The sequence below is a fragment of the Salmonella sp. SSDFZ69 genome (genome assembly GCF_004010755.1).
In the GTDB taxonomy this organism is placed as follows: Bacteria; Pseudomonadota; Gammaproteobacteria; order Enterobacterales; family Enterobacteriaceae; genus Salmonella; species Salmonella enterica.
Window position 1 is genome coordinate 3,964,673 of the sequence record NZ_CP034831.1, and the last position, 18,207, is coordinate 3,982,879.

12 protein-coding genes and 1 pseudogene are annotated in these 18,207 nt (G+C 45.2%); 8 read left to right on the plus strand and 5 right to left on the minus strand.

Annotation, left to right across the window (positions count from 1 at the left end; all coding sequences use genetic code 11):
* Nucleotides 1–92: 92 nt before the first annotated feature.
* The gene (locus EOS98_RS19695; RefSeq protein ID WP_000864867.1) at nucleotides 93–701 is read right to left on the minus strand and encodes a DUF1062 domain-containing protein; all 609 of its coding nucleotides are present in this window, start codon (nucleotides 699–701) and stop codon (nucleotides 93–95) included.
* A gap of 487 nt (nucleotides 702–1,188) precedes the next feature.
* Here EOS98_RS19695 and EOS98_RS19705 point away from each other — a divergent pair, with 487 nt between their 5' ends.
* The 3 genes from EOS98_RS19705 to EOS98_RS19715 all read left to right on the plus strand — a co-directional run bounded on the left by EOS98_RS19705 (nucleotide 1,189) and on the right by EOS98_RS19715 (nucleotide 4,358).
* Nucleotides 1,189–1,446, plus strand: a complete 258-nt coding sequence (locus EOS98_RS19705; protein WP_001054381.1) for a YjhX family toxin — start codon at nucleotides 1,189–1,191, stop codon at nucleotides 1,444–1,446.
* Nucleotides 1,447–1,450: 4 nt separating this feature from the next.
* On the plus strand, nucleotides 1,451–3,082 hold the full coding sequence (locus EOS98_RS19710) for a class I SAM-dependent methyltransferase (RefSeq protein WP_126524320.1): 1,632 nt from the start codon (nucleotides 1,451–1,453) through the stop codon (nucleotides 3,080–3,082).
* Between the two features lie 559 nt (nucleotides 3,083–3,641).
* On the plus strand, nucleotides 3,642–4,358 hold the full coding sequence (locus tag EOS98_RS19715) for a YebC/PmpR family DNA-binding transcriptional regulator (protein WP_000532939.1): 717 nt from the start codon (nucleotides 3,642–3,644) through the stop codon (nucleotides 4,356–4,358).
* 578 nt (nucleotides 4,359–4,936) lie between these two features.
* Here the strand turns inward: EOS98_RS19715 and EOS98_RS19720 are convergent.
* The 3 genes and pseudogenes from EOS98_RS19720 to EOS98_RS19730 form a co-directional block, all read right to left on the minus strand.
* On the minus strand, nucleotides 4,937–5,944 hold the full coding sequence (locus tag EOS98_RS19720) for a hypothetical protein (protein ID WP_061383290.1): 1,008 nt from the start codon (nucleotides 5,942–5,944) through the stop codon (nucleotides 4,937–4,939).
* 896 nt (nucleotides 5,945–6,840) lie between these two features.
* On the minus strand, nucleotides 6,841–8,433 hold the full coding sequence (locus EOS98_RS19725) for a sigma factor-like helix-turn-helix DNA-binding protein (RefSeq protein ID WP_126524321.1): 1,593 nt from the start codon (nucleotides 8,431–8,433) through the stop codon (nucleotides 6,841–6,843).
* 184 nt (nucleotides 8,434–8,617) lie between these two features.
* A pseudogene (locus EOS98_RS19730) lies at nucleotides 8,618–9,396 on the minus strand (phosphorothioated DNA-binding restriction endonuclease); the annotation flags it as partial.
* A gap of 37 nt (nucleotides 9,397–9,433) precedes the next feature.
* On the opposite strand from EOS98_RS19730, the gene EOS98_RS19735 reads away from it, so the two are divergent.
* The 5 genes from EOS98_RS19735 to dndE all read left to right on the plus strand — a co-directional run bounded on the left by EOS98_RS19735 (nucleotide 9,434) and on the right by dndE (nucleotide 16,367).
* Nucleotides 9,434–9,973, plus strand: a complete 540-nt coding sequence (locus EOS98_RS19735; RefSeq protein ID WP_126524322.1) for a malate transporter — start codon at nucleotides 9,434–9,436, stop codon at nucleotides 9,971–9,973.
* Nucleotides 9,974–11,298: 1,325 nt separating this feature from the next.
* Nucleotides 11,299–12,384, plus strand: coding sequence for a DNA sulfur modification protein DndB (gene dndB, locus EOS98_RS19745; protein ID WP_001520283.1), 1,086 nt, complete (start codon nucleotides 11,299–11,301; stop codon nucleotides 12,382–12,384).
* Nucleotides 12,381–14,015 carry a DNA phosphorothioation system sulfurtransferase DndC gene (dndC, locus tag EOS98_RS19750; protein ID WP_126524323.1) on the plus strand — a complete coding sequence of 545 codons (1,635 nt, stop codon included), beginning with the start codon at nucleotides 12,381–12,383 and terminating at the stop codon, nucleotides 14,013–14,015. Before dndB ends, dndC begins: the two co-directional genes overlap by 4 nt.
* Nucleotides 14,005–16,014: a DNA sulfur modification protein DndD gene (gene dndD / locus EOS98_RS19755; protein ID WP_126524324.1), complete on the plus strand. Its 2,010-nt coding sequence runs from the start codon at nucleotides 14,005–14,007 to the stop codon at nucleotides 16,012–16,014. The genes dndC and dndD overlap by 11 nt, the downstream gene beginning before the upstream one ends.
* On the plus strand, nucleotides 16,014–16,367 hold the full coding sequence (gene dndE, locus EOS98_RS19760) for a DNA sulfur modification protein DndE (RefSeq protein WP_000937306.1): 354 nt from the start codon (nucleotides 16,014–16,016) through the stop codon (nucleotides 16,365–16,367). The genes dndD and dndE overlap by 1 nt, the downstream gene beginning before the upstream one ends.
* A gap of 49 nt (nucleotides 16,368–16,416) precedes the next feature.
* On the opposite strand, the gene EOS98_RS19765 is transcribed toward dndE, so the two are convergent.
* Nucleotides 16,417–18,207 (minus strand): DUF262 domain-containing protein, encoded by a 1,791-nt coding sequence (locus EOS98_RS19765; protein WP_001101322.1) that lies wholly within the window; start codon nucleotides 18,205–18,207, stop codon nucleotides 16,417–16,419.

Consider the following 18,207-nt stretch of genomic DNA (forward strand, 5'->3'; position numbering starts at 1 on the left):
CAACTAAAGCTCACCTGTCCCTTAGCCCTTCTTTCATTCCGTTACGTCGTTGCCATACCAGCACACTTAAACGTAAGGTAAGCTTATTGTTTTTATCGACGGGTCAGAACAATCCTTCGCCGGTCATACAGTGTTTCAACAGAGAGCTGCAAGTCATATTTCGCATTCTTCAGTTTTCGCGATTTAAGCATTTTCATCGTGACGCCACTTATTTGCCCTGTTTCAATCCGTCTCTTGATTTCGGCTGCGCTTAACAGGAGTTGCCTCTTCAAAATGGACAGCAGGCTGACCTGAAAAGAACGGGAAATCCTGACGCTAACACTGACCTGCTTGTGGGAGGCGATACTGACCAGCCACCGTTCCTGAATGTGAAAATCAGGCTGCCCCGATAATTCAGCATTGTTTCGCTTCAGGATCGCGTTGTCATAAGCAAAATATTGCACCGTGGCAGCATCATTCGCCATCAGTCGGCCATAAAGATCGCGGTTAATTTTGCTGACTGGCAGGCGCGAGAACAGGGAGATATTCCAGGTGTAATCGCAGTGTGTGCATTTATAGATACTCCAGACATCGAGTACCTTCTTTTGCGAATTAACCCGAAATGCCCCAGAAGGCGTGAAGTCCCGTTTTACGCTGCATGAAGGGCAACGTTTCGCTATGCGCTGATACCCCACAGGAGTGACAGTCCATATGACTTTCATAACGTACCTTTTTTAACCCATACAAAACCGGATCCGAACTCAGCGGACCATAAATATTTGTGTATGAAAAATATTTAAGTGATATTTTTCAGCGGGTTAAAAAAAGATTTCCAACGCTACAACCCTGTCAATGGCCAAAAGATACGTCGAGACTATCAAAGCGGTCATTATCGGGTATATGAGTTTAATCAATATTCATTATGGTAATTGCGGGAGCTATTCATCTGATACGTTAAACGTCATGAGCCTCCCTTTGAGATCACACTTTTCACTCCCGGTTATTCACTTACAGAAATCAGGTGTTATCATTCACGACGTAAATACCTTTCAACTCAACCCGAGGCTTTGATGCTGGAGAATGTCATCATCTGATAATCAGTTCCCCGACCTTTTCAGGCCGGACTGATTATCAATGCGCCGAAATCGAATGCGGACACCGCAGTGTGTTTGCACGTTTTGCCTATGATGATTAAACAGGTTCTTCAGTATGAATTTATCCCGTCAGGAACAACGTACCTTACACGTTCTCGCCAAAGGCGGACGCATTACGCACATCCGCGATGCGTCAGGCCGCGTCACCGCCGTTGAGTGCTATAGCCGCGAAGGGTTGTTGCTCGCCGATTGCACGCTCGCTGTATTCAAAAAACTCAAAACCAAAAAGCTGATCAAATCCGTTAACGGTCAGCCCTACCGCATTAATACAACCGGGCTGAACAGCGTTCGCGCCCAGCCTGATAATCGCTAAGGAGATGATGATGGATATCAGCGCCGTTATTTTTGCAACGCATCACATTCGGCTATTACCCGATGAAGGCAAAATCCCCTGGGACGAGCCAGCCTTCAGCCAACGCATGCTGGAAAATCATCTGTCGCAGGACCACGACTGGGCCAGCCGCCGGCTAACCGTGATTGAGCAACAGGTAACATGGATTACCCGTCAGTTACCCGCTGGCGCCCGCATTCTGGATCTCGGCTGTGGCCCCGGTTTTTATACCCGCCTGTTAGCGGAGCGTGGGTTTCACTGCACAGGCGTAGATTTCTCTCCGGCATCCATCACATGGGCTCGCCAGCAGGCGCAAGCCGCAAACCTGAATATTGACTACATTCAGCAGGATATTCGTACATACCACCCCACGGAACCTTTTGATTTCATTATGATGACGTTTGGGGAACTGAATGTCTTTAGCGCTGCTGATGCGCAAAGCCTCATCAGTCATTGCGCTCAGTGGTTGAAACCGGATGGCAAACTGCTTGTTGAAGTGCATACCTTCGATGAAGTTAAACGCCAGGGCATGGCGCAGCCAGGCTGGCAGCGTTGTCCGCACGGCCTGTTTCTTGCCGAGCCTCATCTGCTGTTAACGGAAAATGCCTGGGATGAAGAGGCCCAAACCAGCTCAACGCAGTTCTGGGCGATAGAGGAAAACGGCTGTACCACCCGTTTCGGCAGTCAAATGAAGGCCTGGCGCGATGATGAATATATCAGCCTGCTTGGTGATGCTGGCTTCACTGTGTTGCAGCGCCCGGACAGTCACACCTGGCCGGTCGGCGAGACTTTTGCAGGCAAGCTGTTTGCGCTGCTGGCTGAAAAAGCATCCACTTCTGAGGGTATTGCCCTCAGTAAAAGGAATAACCCAATGGATATCCCACGTATTTTTACCATTAGCGAAAGCGAACACCGTATCCATAATCCGTTTACAGCGGAAAAGTACGCCACACTGGGCCATGTGTTACGCATGAAGCCAGGCATGCGGATTCTCGATCTCGGTAGCGGTTCGGGTGAGATGCTCTGCACCTGGGCTCGCGATTACGGTGTTACAGGTACTGGCATTGACATAAGCCCGCTCTTCACCACACAGGCAAAACAACGTGCAGAAGAGCTCGGCGTCAGTGAATATGTACATTTTATTCATAACGACGCGGCCGGTTATATCGACGAGGAAAAATATGACGTGGCGGCCTGCGTAGGCGCGACCTGGATTGCGGGCGGTGTCGCGGGGACAATAGATCTGCTGGCCAAAAGCCTCAAACCTGGCGGGATCATTCTCATCGGTGAACCGTACTGGCGTCGGATCCCCGCAACGGAAGAGATCGCCCACGCCTGTGGCGTCTCATCCGTCGCCGATTTTCGCCCCCTGCCCGAACTGGTCGCCTTTTTCGACCAACTTGGCTATGACGTAGTGGAAATGGTGCTGGCAGACCCGCAAGGCTGGGACAGATATGAAGCCGCGAAGTGGATGACCATGCGCCGCTGGCTGGAGGAAAACCCTGACGATGAGTTTGCGCAAGAGGTTCGAACAGAACTGACGGTAGCCCCCAAACGTCACGTCACCTGGACGCGAGAATACTTTGGCTGGGGCGTATTTGCGTTAATCGCGCGATAACGTGAAGCAGGAGGTATAGCCTACAAGAGGTATACCTCCGTTTAAAAGTATGCAACAAATTAACGCGGCTCAAGGCGGGAATATATCGTCTTAGAGACTATCCCAGTAGGCGTTATTGGCGCAGCCAGTTTGGACACGGACAGCGCGCAAAAACCGGAGCGTACACGTAGTACGTGAAGATTTTGAGCACTGCCCAGGTCCAAAATGGCAAGTAAAATAGCCCTAATGGGATAGGCTCTTAATTTCGCCATTAAGTTTCTGCCACAATTTGTCGCAAGACGTGCAAGCGTTCCACCTCACCTGATGAGCGACACCACCATCAATAAGACGTTATTGCTGCAATTCAATTATTAAAAATAAAAAAAGAACCAGAAGAAAATTAAAAAATGACTTACCCACCATATTAGCCATTGTTAAAATCAAAGTAACCCCCCGTAAAAGCTGGATGTTTTTATTTCTCATAGACGAGAATTTATATATTATGATATAATGCGGCAGAAAAACATGCAGGTTATTAACCTGCCATTAATGTAAATAATTTTTTGAGGAGATGTTTCCAGTGGGACGTAAATGGGCAAATATTGTTGCTAAAAAAACGGCTAAAGACGGTGCAACGTCCAAAGTATATGCGAAATTTGGTGTAGAAATCTATGCTGCGGCTAAACAAGGTGAACCAGACCCGGAATCAAACTCAGCTTTAAAATTCGTTATTGAACGTGCGAAACAAGCACAGGTTCCAAAACATGTTATTGATAAAGCCATTGATAAAGCCAAAGGTGGCGGAGATGAAACGTTCGTGCAAGGGCGTTATGAAGGCTTTGGACCCAATGGTTCAATGGTTATCGCTGAAACGTTGACGTCTAATGTTAACCGTACGATTGCTAATATTCGCACAATTTTTAATAAAAAAGGCGGGAATATCGGAGCGGCAGGTGCTGTCAGCTATATGTTTGACAATACTGGAGTGATCGTATTTAAAGGAACAGACCCTGACCATATTTTTGAAATTTTGCTTGATGCTGAAGTTGATGTTCGTGATGTAACCGAAGAAGAAGGAAACATCGTTATTTATACTGAAGCTACAGACCTGCACAAAGGAATTGCAGCGCTAAAAGCAGCTGGAATTACTGAATTTTCAACAACAGAATTAGAAATGATTGCTCAATCAGAAGTTGAACTTTCACCAGAAGATTTAGAAATCTTTGAAGGACTTGTTGATGCCCTTGAAGATGATGATGATGTGCAAAAAGTATATCATAACGTTGCAAACCTCTAATTATAAATTAAACAAATCTGTCTCTATGGCAGATTTGTTTAATTTATAAAGCTGTTATAAAAAAGTCTATCGGGCCAGATATATAGATTTTTAAATTTATGTGTCTTATCATGACCTGATCTGACACATAGCTTTGAAAGATTGAGAGTTACCGGTTTTGATATAGTGTCGAATCCTTATATAAAACATGAGGTAATTTTCATGTTTCATACGACAAATCCCGTCAGCAAGCTAAGCAAAAGCCAACAATATCGGGCTACTTACAATCTCCCTGTGCTCTTTAAGGCACCGCCCTTATAAATTCCGCTTGCGCTCGTAATGGTTCATCTGGCGCTCTACGCGTCGCTTGACTACAGGTGTGACTCCACTGTAAATAGACCCGTTTTAGTTCCATGCATTTTTTGAGATCCCGGCCAAATTTCTAAATTTCATTCTAGATTCCAATTTATAGCTATGCCCATGTTCATGGGTGGCTAACTCCCTGTTTATGTTCTCATAATGTTTGGCTAGAATGCGTAACGAAGCGAAACCGAGCCAAATATTAACAGTCCCGCTTGAACGATTTGTTATACTTATTTTTAATACACATAGTCGAAGTCAGGTTCAGTGAACAATTTGTCTTTTAATTCTGGCATCATTTGAAGTTGCTCACGCCAGTCATCCCAATTGAACGTTTTATAAAACTTTGTGCCTTCCGACTGGGCGCTTACAGTTAGCTTCCTTCCAAAATTGTTGGCTGAGTAAAGTGCTGACTCTTTGATCTCTTTTAAGTAATTAAACTGACCACTTGAACCAATTGGGAACAATAAACTTTTAATGATTTCAAACTCACCGCTCGCTGTTTCATCGGAGCTGTTATCAACCACCAATTTCCTTGCTAAATCCAGGAGCATTCGCCCTTTAAGGGTTGGCAGCAAAATAACTGAGTTGTCTAGTCGTTTGACTAACCCCAATGCTGACAACATTGTCGTAACTTCTCTTATTGTACCTGTAGTTGAGTAACCTAGCCTTTCTTTAAATGTTGGGTTGTGGATTAATCCATTTTCTGTAATCTCATCAAGTACAGCGTATTTTAGACCAAATGGCCCTCCATGATTTGCAAAAACTCTAATATCAAAACTAGATAACCTCCCAAAGACAGTACCAAACAGCAAATCTTTGCATACTAGATGAGACATAAGATCTAACATTAACTTTTGTTCTGATAATTTGTCAGCGTCAAATTCACCAGGAAGGTAAATTATTCGTAACCCTTTTAACAGTGCACGGGTTTGTGAGTTTTTCTTATACTCTGAGATAACTTCATCGATTCGCATTCGGTGTTTGGTTGTATCTTTTGCAAAATAAACTTTCAGATACGATTCTTCTTCATGCAGCAAGGTCATCAGGTCTTTATGAATCCCCTCAGTATGCGACCATAAAACCTGTGACGATAAGACTCGATGAAAGTCTCTTTCTAACACACAGCTGTAGTCGAATTTCTTCCTTCCAGCTTCAAGAACTCCAAGCAACTTGGTACTTGCGTATCTTGATAAAACACTGTCCATTGCTTCTGCAATAAATTGATGCTCAGGTGATGCTGCCATGTTTCCTCAATATGTATAACGCCTCAATAACCGGCTCAGCTTTGATGCATCCGGTGCCGCAGGCGCGAAGTTGATTGAATTGTTAGGTGTAAACAATGAACTAGTTTCTCTTGATTTCGCTATTGAGATAGCTACTCATTTTGTCCGAGGTTAATGGCGCACTTAAAATAATACTGTCGGAAATGGAAATATGTTTCGGAATTAGATCTCGACATATGGATGGACTAACATTACCATCTAATCTCGGAACACCCGCCCCCAATGTTTCGCCCAATTCTTCAAGAAATGCTCTATCTCCCGAGTCAGAGCTTTCTACAACGGACTTAAATTCTAAGACATCAATGAATGCAACTGCCCGATCTTCGAAAGCTATATTTGGCACACACGCTCCCTACACCTAATAATTTAACAGAAGGGCTTATGCCCACAAGTCGAACACTTTTACGCCTTTTTCCTGAATTCAACTCATACCAAACTAACTCTCATACACCTCTATTTCAATAAATTTTTCTGATATTGGTAAATTTACGTGCAACGAAATTTGTACAGGCAGTACCCATGTTGTTCTTGAATTTACTCAAGCCGGATACATGGAAATTTATCCAGTGGTTTGATGCAATAAAATAAGTGAAGATCGTTCATTTACCACAAAGCCAAATGTCAGCTTTTGGCACGGAGCAGACATGACTCCTCAGTTACGAAGATTTACCATATCGTTGCTACGACCATTATGTAATACTCTTCCTGCATCCTCACTAATACTCCAGCAGCACCAATTGATATCTGGTAAATGAACGATACATCATGCTTACCAAGCCAAGCATTACAGAGTTATCTACACCCGCCTTTAACGGATACTTTTCTGTAAATAATCCCATTTTAGAAAGTTCATAGACTCAGTTCAATATAACTAGCCCTGGGTCAAGAACAGTTCGCGCAGTAATGCGGTAGGATCTGTCTACCTCAGCACCGGACTGAATAATATACGCAGTCAGATCCAACCGTGTAAGTTCATGACGCGTGCGTAACCCCATCATCTCACGCCAAGTAATCCCCCCAGACGTATTCAGTTCGTTTTCTATCAACATCCGTTTAGCCGCAGGAATGACGTGTTCTTCCAGTTGCCGTAACGTATGTCGGTCGCTGACAACCAGCCATCCCCACCCCCTTGCGTGTGCCCATGCCCGACCCGCATTGGCTTTTGCACGGTTGACACTTAAGGCCATGCTGTCTGTAGGCTTAACTTCAACAAGGAGGCACCGGCCATCAACAGTCGCAACGAGCAGGTCCGGATAGTACTTTCGGAGTTTGTCTTTAAAACTGTACGGTATAGCAACGGGTTGTTCCTGATAAAAGGAAACCTGATCGCTACGCTCCAACTGCGTCATGATAGTAAGTTCAAGTCCGGACTCGTACTGGACGGTGCGTGCGAGCTTCTGTGAGTAAAAATGACCGGCGATATCCGAATCATTGACTATTCGCTGCGAAGAGAGATGTACTGCTGACGGTGGCGGAGCGATGACTTTGGGCCAGTCTGTATAGCTTAACCAGCCACTGATCTCAGATTCAACTCTCTCTTTCGCAGCTCGACTCCGGTTCAGCTCGCGTAACTTCGCCAACTTTGCCTTTTGTAGCAGTGAAATATCGGAGAAGAATCCCACAATTTCCTCTCTCTTAACCTTCTGAATACCCGCAGTGCAGAGAATAAACTTCGCGGCTAGTCCGGACGACGTCATAAAATCACGGTGAGCGATACGGTGCACCCATATTGCTATTTCATACGAGGAATTGCTGACTGCGTTAATGAGCTTTTTAAGGGCAGCACCGGGGGTCCCCTCATAGCGAGATTTACCCGCTAGCCGCCTGAAGGCTCGTTCCTGAATTTGTCTCACTCTTTCACGGGAAACGCCGCATTTGGCAGCGATCTCAGCGAGTGTATAAGGATGCTCATCCGTGCCGAGACGCATGAGAAGAATATCCCGATCGCGTTCCTTAGATAAACTCTCCACAGCGGCACTTATCAGCATGATGACATCGGACTCACTGGCTACATAATCCAGAAATTCTGTACTGGGGACGAAACCTGTTATTTGCTTTTCATCTGGTGTTTTACCGCTCGCTCCCGACACCGCGGCACATGACGAAGCAGCTTGCTTACTCGCCCCTGTTTCCTGATTTTTCTCCGTTTTCTTTTCAGTGGCAGCAGACGGGCACAGGGCATTGATAAGACATGCCCACTCTTGATTTTGTGTGTCTTTGAAATAGCGCGCCAGATCACTAACCGAACTAATGTTGTTGTTCTGGCAAAATTCAGAGGGGAGCAAACGCTTAATCGCGCCGAGTATGCCTCCAGACGTACGCTGATGACGTCCGGCAAGCTCACTTAACTTGAGGCCCTGCTCGATTGCCAAGATCAGTTGCTGAAACTCTTCTTTACTCCACGGAGCTCCGTGGCGCGCTGGAAAGTTTTTGGTGGAGATTTCAGACATGGCTTTAGCTTAGTACTCCCTGTTTTCGTCCCAAATTGCCTCATTGTGAACGCATGACGTCCATTTACAGTGATAATGATAACAACTTCAGTCAGTGGTAGAAAACAGCCGCACCTGAGCTGCTCCCCATTTAACACATGCGATTCTTTTTAACGTCCGCATATGGCACTAAACCGCCCCCAGATCAACACTCTCCTCTGAACACCTCTTTCCTATGCCATTCCACAAACCGTTCACCCGGATAATTTTCTTTCATCTGCGGCAACGCGATCTCTTTCCCCGCAAAATCCCAGAACAGCCGCTGTACCACACCGCCACCATTCACCGCGTCGGAAGTCACCACGCACATATTTTCATCCAGACCAATCGAACCACGATCGAACGCTTTATGATGAATTGCGCACAACGCCAGGCCATTAGGTACTTCACAAGGGCCATGATGCTGCTTCCATCTGATATGGGCTGCTTCAAGGGCTATAGGGGCGTTGTCGTGGCGCATATTGAAGCCGCAGACCGCACATTGATAAGTGTACGCTCGTAGCACCGCCTGGCGGAACTTCGGATCGCGTTGACGGAAAGAGGTGCGAATATCAAAATCCATCTCGTCAGCGATGTCTTCCTGAATACTGGTCGGAAAATGCGCCTCAAGGATCTGCTGCGCCAGCGTGTCGATTAGCTTACGTTTTTTTGTTACCAACGCGAAATTGACGGCATCAAACCCACCAACAACATTATATTCAATGAGTTCACGTTTAGGTGGCTGGCGGCTACCGCTGGTTGAGCAGAATTCCGCGTTTTGCAATTCCCAGAAACCATCGCCCTCAGACGCCAGAACGGCATATCCGGGCGCTGTTCACGGCGCTGTGGCCCATAGCGCTCCAGCAAATCCAGCAATTGCTCATGAATTTCAGAACCATAATCAAACAGGCGATCGTTACCCTGCCGATAGTGCGAGAGGACACCGATATTTATTACTGTCGGCTTTACAAGGTATCAATCGATGAAAGAAACCACGGCCCGTCATGATGTACTGCTCAACCACTATCAGGCCTGTCTGGATGATTATACTCGCCCGGCTATCCTTCATGGTCAGTGCCAGCCCGAGATTATCCGCTGGCATACGCTGACGATGGTGATCTGCACACTGCCCTGTAGTGAGCTTGCCGAGCTGCTGCTCCCTGAAGGCCTCCAGCGCGTTCTCAATATCCCGACAACAGCACCAATAACAGTGGCGCAGGACATCAACAAAAACCTGATGCCGTTACTACTGCCGGGTGTGCTGCTCAGTGAATGCGAGCAACTGGGGATGCGTCGCCTCAGCAACAAGCTACAGTCATTGTTTCAACAATTCAGGGGGCCAGGGCTCAGAGAGCGGTTAACGCTGTTGTGCTGGTCTGAATTGGCAAGAGGCATCGATCACAACGAATGGAAGGAGTTGCACCGGTTATCCACGGAACCCCTGATATCGTGGACAGATCAAAAGCTACAGGAATTCTGGGTGTTACAGCCACAAATTGAAGATTACATTGCTTTAATCTGATAGCGAGTATTGGCTGGGTGTCGTACCAAATGAGCTACGCCCATTCACACCGATAGCGCATCAGATAAATTGACTCCGTTCCACGCGGCATACAGACTTCTGATATGAATAAACCCGCCAGGACGGCGGGTTGGTTTTCAATAAAAATAGATCTGCGGCCGGTTCCCTGTGCGCCATAACAGGCCATCAGGGTCAGCTCCACGCAACACGCGAACCACGTTAATACGGTTTGCAGCACGACGTGGGCGTGTAGTCATTAGCCGCCTCCACCAGCCTGGCGATTTTGTTGCATCCCAGCGAGGTAGACTCGAAGTGTTGCGGTCACGGTAATGGATATAAGTAATCCCTTCACTGCTGAGATAGTTGATTCGATAATGTGGTAGCGGATTTCCATTCCGATCGCGATCTTTTCTGGTATTAAAATTGGACATAGGTAACTCCCGTTAAAAGTTGTTACCAATGCTCCTGTATATAACGCATATACCCTCTCAATCGGTGTAACGCAGGCGGGCTCTAACCTCCTGCCGGTTCATCCCATGATTTTTACGCTGATGCCCACACATCCAACAACTACACGAACAGGGAGTGTGGTAAACCATGCCAACATGCGTCGACGAACAACTTCCAGCATTATTATAATGCCTGCGCATTGCTTTCAAACGCCACTCATGGTGGCGGCGCTGGGCGCGTGTACGTGCCATTCTCGAAACTCCATCAATAACGGGGGCACAATGCCCCTGCTTATGAGTTCCGACCAATCTGTATAGCGCAATTTCATCCCTGGCCTCTTCATCAATATGCACATAACCGCATCAATGCTATCCATAACAGGGTAACCACGCAGCAACGCCAATTCGAACATCATAGGTTTATGCTTTTTCTTCAGACCGAAAAGCACCTGCAATACCATTTAGTCAATAGAGACATAGAACCATAACCTTCAAACAGCTGCCTGGCCTCACCAATCTGTCCAGCGCAACAACCGCAGAACCAATGAACGTGGTGGTGTTACGCATTCAGTTTCGCATTCATGCCCCCGCCAAACGGCTCAGATGCCTGGAGTTAATTTGGATACAGTTTATTACACGTTCGGGTGATGTTGAGATAATCATCATATCGAACATCCCCTTACCGTTAACGACAGGAGGTATCAGCGTCATTCTCCTCGGAGGTTAAAATAATAACACAGCAGCCACGAGCACTCTCAGATATGGAACCCTGTACGCAAAAAATCACGTAAAACATAAAAAAAACTATAAATTTTATTAAGCATTACGTAAAATATCACGTAACTCAATTCATTCGATTTTTACACGGATTACAGCATGGCTAGTGTTGATGCAGACTACTGCTACTCGTTTCCGGCTATACGTGGCATTCAGGCAGGTCGCCCTTTCTATATTGCCACATGCCCGATGCGCATCATACCCAAAATATTCAGCTTTGATGAAAATGACGTCCCTCCTGAGCTACGAGCACAACGCACGCTGAATAAATCACGCATCCCCGAAATGGTGCGTTATCTGCTGGAAAATCCAAAAGATTATGTGTTTTCAGCACTGACAGCGTCTATTGCCGTTGACGTTCAGTTTGATGAGTTCCCTAACTCCAACAACCTGGGGACGTTATGCGTGCCAATGGATGCACAAATTCTGATCAACGACGGTCAGCATCGCCGTAAAGCGATTGAAGACGCTTTGGATGCTCGCCCGGAGCTGGGCCAGGATAATATTCCGGTGTTGTTCTTTGTTGATGAAGGCTTAAAACGTAGCCAGCAGATGTTCGCCGATCTGAATAAATACGCCATTCGCCCCAGCCCGTCGCTGGCGTCTCTATACGATCATCGCGATGCCAGTTCAAATCTGGCACGTTATCTGGCGATGTCCATAGAGCCGTTTGTTGGGATGACAGAACTGGAAAAATCAGGCATCAGTCAGCGGTCGAATAAGTTATTTACGTTGAGCAGCATCAAGCAGGCTACCCGCGCATTGTTGGGTAAAGATCCCAAAGAGAACAACTTTGAGGAATGCACCCAAATAGCTACCCAATATTGGCAAGCTATTTTTAACGTGATGCCGGATTGGCAGCTAGCGGCTAAAAAAGAGGTTTCACCGGTTCAGTTACGACAAGATTATGTTCACGCTCATGGCATCGGATTGCAGGCACTTGGGCAACTGGGATATACCCTGCTAAAGGATTATCCTGAGCAATGGCCGGAGAAAATAGCTGCACTTAAAACTTTTAACTGGCGCAGAAACAACCCGGATCTCATCAAACGTGCGATGCAGCACGGCAAACTGAGTAAAACCAATACGGCGATCCAGCTCACCTGTAATGCGCTAAAAACCGCGCTCTCAATTCCCCTCACTCCTGAAGAACAGGAACTTGAAGCTCAAATGGTTGCCTCATGAGTAAATTAGTTCAGGCCTACGATTTGGCCGAATACGAAGATTTTATTAATCAGGAGCAGTTCGCTGGACGCCCTCTGGCCGAATATGTTGCTGAGGTTCAAAGAATTTATTGTGCGGATAAGCGTCCGTGGGTAATTGGCTATAGCGGCGGGAAAGATTCTTCTGCCGTGATCACGCTGGTGTATCTGGCCCTGCTTGGCCTGCCCCCGGAAATGCGCAGCAAAGATGTTTTTGTAGTGTCATCCGATACGCTGGTGGAAACACCTGTGGTAGTAGATTTAATTAAGAAAACGATGTTGCAGATTGAGGCAGGCGCAAAGCGTAATGGCCTGCCGATCACTCAACATGCGGTAACGCCTAAAACGAATGAAACCTTCTGGGTCAATTTACTGGGAAAAGGTTATCCGGCCCCAACCCGTAGTTTTCGCTGGTGTACCGAGCGTATGAAAATCAATCCGGTGAGCGACTTTATTAAAGATAAGGTCAGCCAGTTTGATGAAGTGATTGTTGTCCTCGGTTCACGTAGTAGCGAGAGCGCCTCCCGTGCGCAGGTCATCGCAAAGCACAAAATTGATGGCTCACGCCTGGCTCGGCATACCACGCTGGCAAATGCGTTTATCTATACCCCTATTGATACCTGGGATGTAGAAGACGTCTGGAAACTGCTGCGCGGCGCGTTCCGCTATGCTCCTGAAGATATCGACGAATGGGAAAGCCCGTGGGGTGGAAACAATCGTCCTCTGTGGACGTTGTATATGGATTCTTCCGCACAGGGTGAGTGTCCCCTGGTGATCGACGAAAGTACCCCCTCTTGCGGGAACTCTCGCTTTGGCTGCTGGACCTGTACCGTAGTCACCAAAGATAAAGCAATGGAAAGCCTGATCAAAAACGGCGAAGAGTGGATGTCGCCATTGCTGAAATATCGTGATCTGCTGGCGTTTACCACCGATCCGGCGAATAAAGACACCTATCGCAACTATAAACGCCGCACCGGTAAGGTGAGCTATCAGTACGCTAAAGACGGCGAAGATCGCAGTGCAGAGCGTAAGCATGTTCCTGGCCCCTACTGGCTCAAATACCGCCAGCAGTGGTTAAAAGACTTACTGGAAATTGAGCGTGATTTAAACGCCCAGGGCCACACGATTACGTTAATTACCCAGCCGGAGCTGCACGCTATCCGTCAGGAGTGGTTGAAAGATCCTAACGAGCCAGACTGGCATGACACATTGCCGGAGATTTACCGTGAGGTATATCAGCAGGATCTGAATTGGGTGGTTGACGATCAGTCGCGCTTTGATGCCAGCGATGCTGATTTGCTGGCGCAGATAACGCAAGGGTTCGACGTAGTACCTGAAATGGTGATGAAACTGATTGAACTGGAAACTTCGATGGAAGGGTTAAGTCGTCGTCAGGGGATTTTTGACAAGCTCGGCACAATTTTGAAGCAGGACTGGGGCAGCCTGGAAGAGATCCAGCAGCAACAAGCAACGCTGCAAAAACGCAACGATCGGGATATTCATCAGGACGAAGTTGAAAAGCTGGAAGCTGAACTTCAGACTTTACAGCGCAGAATTATCGATGCGGGCGAATCGTCTGTGCTTATCGATGAGGAAAATGAACGTGCTCATTAAGCAACTGGTATTACATAATTTTCGCGTATTTTGCGGCACACACACCATCGATCTGGCTCCCAGAAAGCGCCCGCATGAAGTCAACCCTCGCCCGATAGTGCTATTTGGTGGTTTAAATGGTGCAGGGAAAACATCTATTTTGTCGGCAATTCGGCTGGCACTGTATGGGCGTTTAGCGTTTGGCCCGGCAATGCAGCAACAGGAGTATGTTGAACAACTCGGGGCACTGGTGCACAACGGGACGTATACAGCAGAGCGCCCGGATGAGGCCTCAGTAGAACTGACCTTTACCTACAACCAAAACGGCCATGAGACTGAATTCACCGTCACGCGTAGCTGGAAGAAAGGAAAGAAAGATCGTCTCTCTTTGCAGCAGGATGGACAACCGCGTAGTGAACTCAGTTATGACCAGTGCCAGGGATTTTTGAATGAATTAATTCCTCACGGTGTCGCCGATCTTTTCTTTTTTGATGGAGAGAAGATTGCAGAGCTAGCGGAAGATGAATCCGGCAATATTCTGCGTACAGCGGTGCGTCGTTTGTTGGGACTGGATCTGATCGCCAGACTGCAAAATGATCTGATGATTTTTGTCAAACGCCAGCAAACTGCCCAGTTGGGTGGCTCCCAGCAACAGCAGGTTGAAGCGCTTGAGGCAAAGATTAAAACGCTTGCCGGTCAGGCGGAGAAATTGTTGGAAGAAGCCGATTTCGTCAACTCGCGGATCGAATTTTTATCCCAGGACATTATTCGCCATGAGGGATTGTTAAATGCGCAGGGCGGCGCATTTGCCCAGACCAAAGCACAGGAAAAACAGAAAGTTGAAACGCTGTTAAAAGAAAAAGAGCGTCTGGAAAAAGCGTTACGACAGGAATGCGATGGATCGTTGCCCTATGCATTAGCGCCTAATACGTTGTCGCGGTTGCTGGAAAAAATTGCCAATGAAGCGCAGATCAAGCAGGCGAAAATTTTTGAGACAGAGTTAAATCAATTTTTAACTCAACTCAAAAATGATATCGCGTTCCGTTCCAGCAGTGAGAGTAGTACCAGAGCCATTGCTACCGAAGCGATTACCAATAATTTGGACGCATATATGGCAACCAAACCAAAAGGTGATTTGCTGTTTGATATTTCTGAACGTGAAGCCGGTATGCTCCAGCAATCCATTGAGCAGGACAGCAAAAAAGCATGGCAGCGTTTTGATATGTACCGCCATCAATTAGCGGATATTGAACAACAACTGGAGCAGGCCGCTGCCAATATTGCTCGCGCCCCGGAAGACGAGCAGTTAATGGATCTCTTTGCAGCATTACGCGATCTCGATCATAAGCGTGAAAAACAGCGGCAAAAATACCGCTCTCTGCTGGAAGAGGCTAAACGGACGAAACAGCAGCAACTGGATTGTGTTCGTCAGGTACAGAAAGCACATGACATCACCCGTAGCCAGCATGGTTTGAGCAGCGCATTTAAAAATGCACAAGAGACCATTAACCTGCTCGATTACTACAGCAATGTACTAACGCAGGCGCGAGTGAAAAAGTTATCTGCTAACTTTGAAATTGCCTACCACAAGCTGGCCCGTAAAGAGGATTTACAGCTTAATGCGCACATAAATCCACAGACATTTGATGTTGAACTGGTGGATGAAAAGGGGTCGGTGATTAATCGTAAGCTGCTTTCTGCGGGTGAAAAGCAGATTTATGCGATTGCCATTCTTGAGGCGCTAGCAAAAACTTCTGGGCGTGATTTCCCGGTGATTATTGATACGCCGTTAGGGCGTCTGGATTCTCAGCATCGGGATAAGTTGATTAATCATTATTTCCCGGAGGCCAGCCATCAGGTTGTGCTGCTATCCACCGATACTGAAGTGGACGAGCATTATTTTGTTGATCGGCTGCGTGATGATATTTCTCATGCTTATGAAATTGTGTTTAATGCACATACCAAATCATCTGCGCTGAAACCTGGCTATTTCTGGGAATTAACCAAGGAGGCTGTCTGATGCTCCCGAATCGAATGGTACTTAGCCGTCAGACTGAAGACCAGCTTAAAAAGCTAAAAGGATATACGGGGATTACACCCAATGTCGCGGCTCGGCTGGCATTTTTCCGCTCAGTGGAGAGTGAGTTTCGCTATTCGCCTGAGCGGGATAGTAAGAAGCTGGATGGCTCTCTGGTGCTGGATAAAATAACGTGGCTGGGGGAAACGCTGCAAGCTACGGAGCTGGTACTAAAGATGCTATATCCGCAGCTAGAGCAGAAAATACTAATTAAAGCATGGGCAGCACATGTTGATGATGGAATTGCTGCATTAAGGAATTATCGAAGCTTAAAAGATTTTTCAAAGAATATATAGAATAATATGGCACCATGAACGGTGCCATATTTTATATATACATTTCCCACTAAGAGAAAGAAAAAACTTTTACGGCAGCATCAACATACGTCTCAGTAAGTTTTTTCACAGACTCTTCGGTCCATTCCTTTTGTTCATAAATCCATGAATGAATACCAATCCCTGTATTTTCAAATGAATTTTTCTTATCTATGAAAGGTTTATTGTCATTCTTATTATTCCTGGTTGGATCTAAGAGAACAATATTTCCAATGTTATTTTTTAATTTTTCCATATCCATATCTTTATCCTCATGTAGCGCTGAGTATGGATATATATGTTCAAGAGTCATACTATTAAAATCGAAAATTATAGTTTGGTCTTCTCTCTTCAACCGGTTTAGGCTATTACCTTGACACGGTTGCTTTAACCACTCCCAATTTTCCTGAATAGTCATTAACAAACATTTTATTGGTTTATTATCCCCTTTTTTTTGGTAAATCAAACTCCTAACATTAGTACTAAACCTTACATCTTCAGGGTCTTTATCCAAGAGTATCTCATTAAAAGCACCATGTAACTTACTAATATCAAATCTATCACGTTCTTTATGTATTCTTAGTGCTAACACTGCATATAATTTAGAGAAAATACTTGCATGTAAGTCGCTAATCATTTTACATCTAATGAAAAATTTACTCGTTTCATTTACAATATGTTTAAAGTTATTCTCAGATGAAAAACTTGCAGCTAATAATAATGGCATTGCATGTAGATGTTTTAATTTATTGATAAGAAGGTCCAGTTTACTTTTATGCCATTTATTATCATTATTATTTTCAAATGGCCACTCACCACTTGAAATATACTCCAGTCGTTCAACACAATCTCTAATATAAGCAACTGTCTGAGCTATTTCTGATTTACTAATTAGTTCATTAAAGACCGTTTTTTTATATTCCTCTAAAACAGAGGATGCTGTAATATTATTTCCAGTCAACATAATTAAAATCCATCTCAAATAATCGGTGACTTTCTTTGATGGGTGTTTGAGTATGGCATCCCAATTATCAGAAATAGTTCGCTGATGCGAAAGATTATCACTGCATATACCTATTGTGTGTGCTTTAAGCAATTCCCCTTCAGTTAAATTAATACCTCTATCATTTAGCACAGTAAACAATTTGTAGGCGTCGTCGATACTATTGGTTACTATATGAATGACTAAAAAAGATTCTTCAAACAACTTGACTATATCATCAATAATTTCCAGGCACTCAGAGATTTTTCTGTTTTTAAATAAATCATCCTTAATAAAGGAATTAAATTTTTTCCTAGCCCTTAGCATTAATTCATGAGAATTCCTAGTGCCTTTTAATGGATTATCGTCAATTAATGACTGATAGAACTCATTATCGGCATTACCTATTGTAATTCTTACATGTTTTTTAATTTCGCGATTTTCTCTTTCATCAAGATAAAAATATTTATAAATATCTTTTAAAATCATCCCTCTATATTCTGAATCTTTATCTTCCTCACAATTAAGAGAATTAATAACGTTACGAATAACAGAAAAGAAAAGTACTATAGTTGATAGTCTTTGTTGCCCATCAACTAATAGATTCTCTATCCTTCTGTGTCCTCCAAATGTCTTTTCTTGCGCACAGACAACCCCTCCAAAGAAATGTTCGCAACTTTTCTTTGATTTTTTCTTTACCAATGCATCTTGTATATCATTACAAAATTGTTCAATCTGTTCATCTTCCCATGAATAATCCCTTTGATATGTAGGCGTATAAAAAATATTGCTATTTTTAAATAATTCTCCAAAGGACATATACTCAGGTTTAACGTTCAT

What these genes read in the sequence shown, in the direction of transcription:
- EOS98_RS19705 (WP_001054381.1), top strand. Translation starts at nt 1,189, where the DNA reads ATGAATTTATCCCGTCAGGAACAACGTACCTTACACGTTCTCGCCAAA.
- EOS98_RS19710 (WP_126524320.1), top strand. Translation starts at nt 1,451, where the DNA reads ATGATGATGGATATCAGCGCCGTTATTTTTGCAACGCATCACATTCGG.
- EOS98_RS19735 (WP_126524322.1), top strand. Translation starts at nt 9,434, where the DNA reads ATGAAAGAAACCACGGCCCGTCATGATGTACTGCTCAACCACTATCAG.
- dndC (WP_126524323.1), top strand. Translation starts at nt 12,381, where the DNA reads ATGAGTAAATTAGTTCAGGCCTACGATTTGGCCGAATACGAAGATTTT.
- dndE (WP_000937306.1), top strand. Translation starts at nt 16,014, where the DNA reads ATGCTCCCGAATCGAATGGTACTTAGCCGTCAGACTGAAGACCAGCTT.
- EOS98_RS19695 (WP_000864867.1), bottom strand. Translation starts at nt 701, where the DNA reads ATGAAAGTCATATGGACTGTCACTCCTGTGGGGTATCAGCGCATAGCG.
- EOS98_RS19765 (WP_001101322.1), bottom strand. Translation starts at nt 18,207, where the DNA reads ATGAACGTTAAACCTGAGTATATGTCCTTTGGAGAATTATTTAAAAAT.
- EOS98_RS19725 (WP_126524321.1), bottom strand. Translation starts at nt 8,433, where the DNA reads ATGTCTGAAATCTCCACCAAAAACTTTCCAGCGCGCCACGGAGCTCCG.
- dndB (WP_001520283.1), top strand. Translation starts at nt 11,299, where the DNA reads ATGGCTAGTGTTGATGCAGACTACTGCTACTCGTTTCCGGCTATACGT.
- EOS98_RS19720 (WP_061383290.1), bottom strand. Translation starts at nt 5,944, where the DNA reads ATGGCAGCATCACCTGAGCATCAATTTATTGCAGAAGCAATGGACAGT.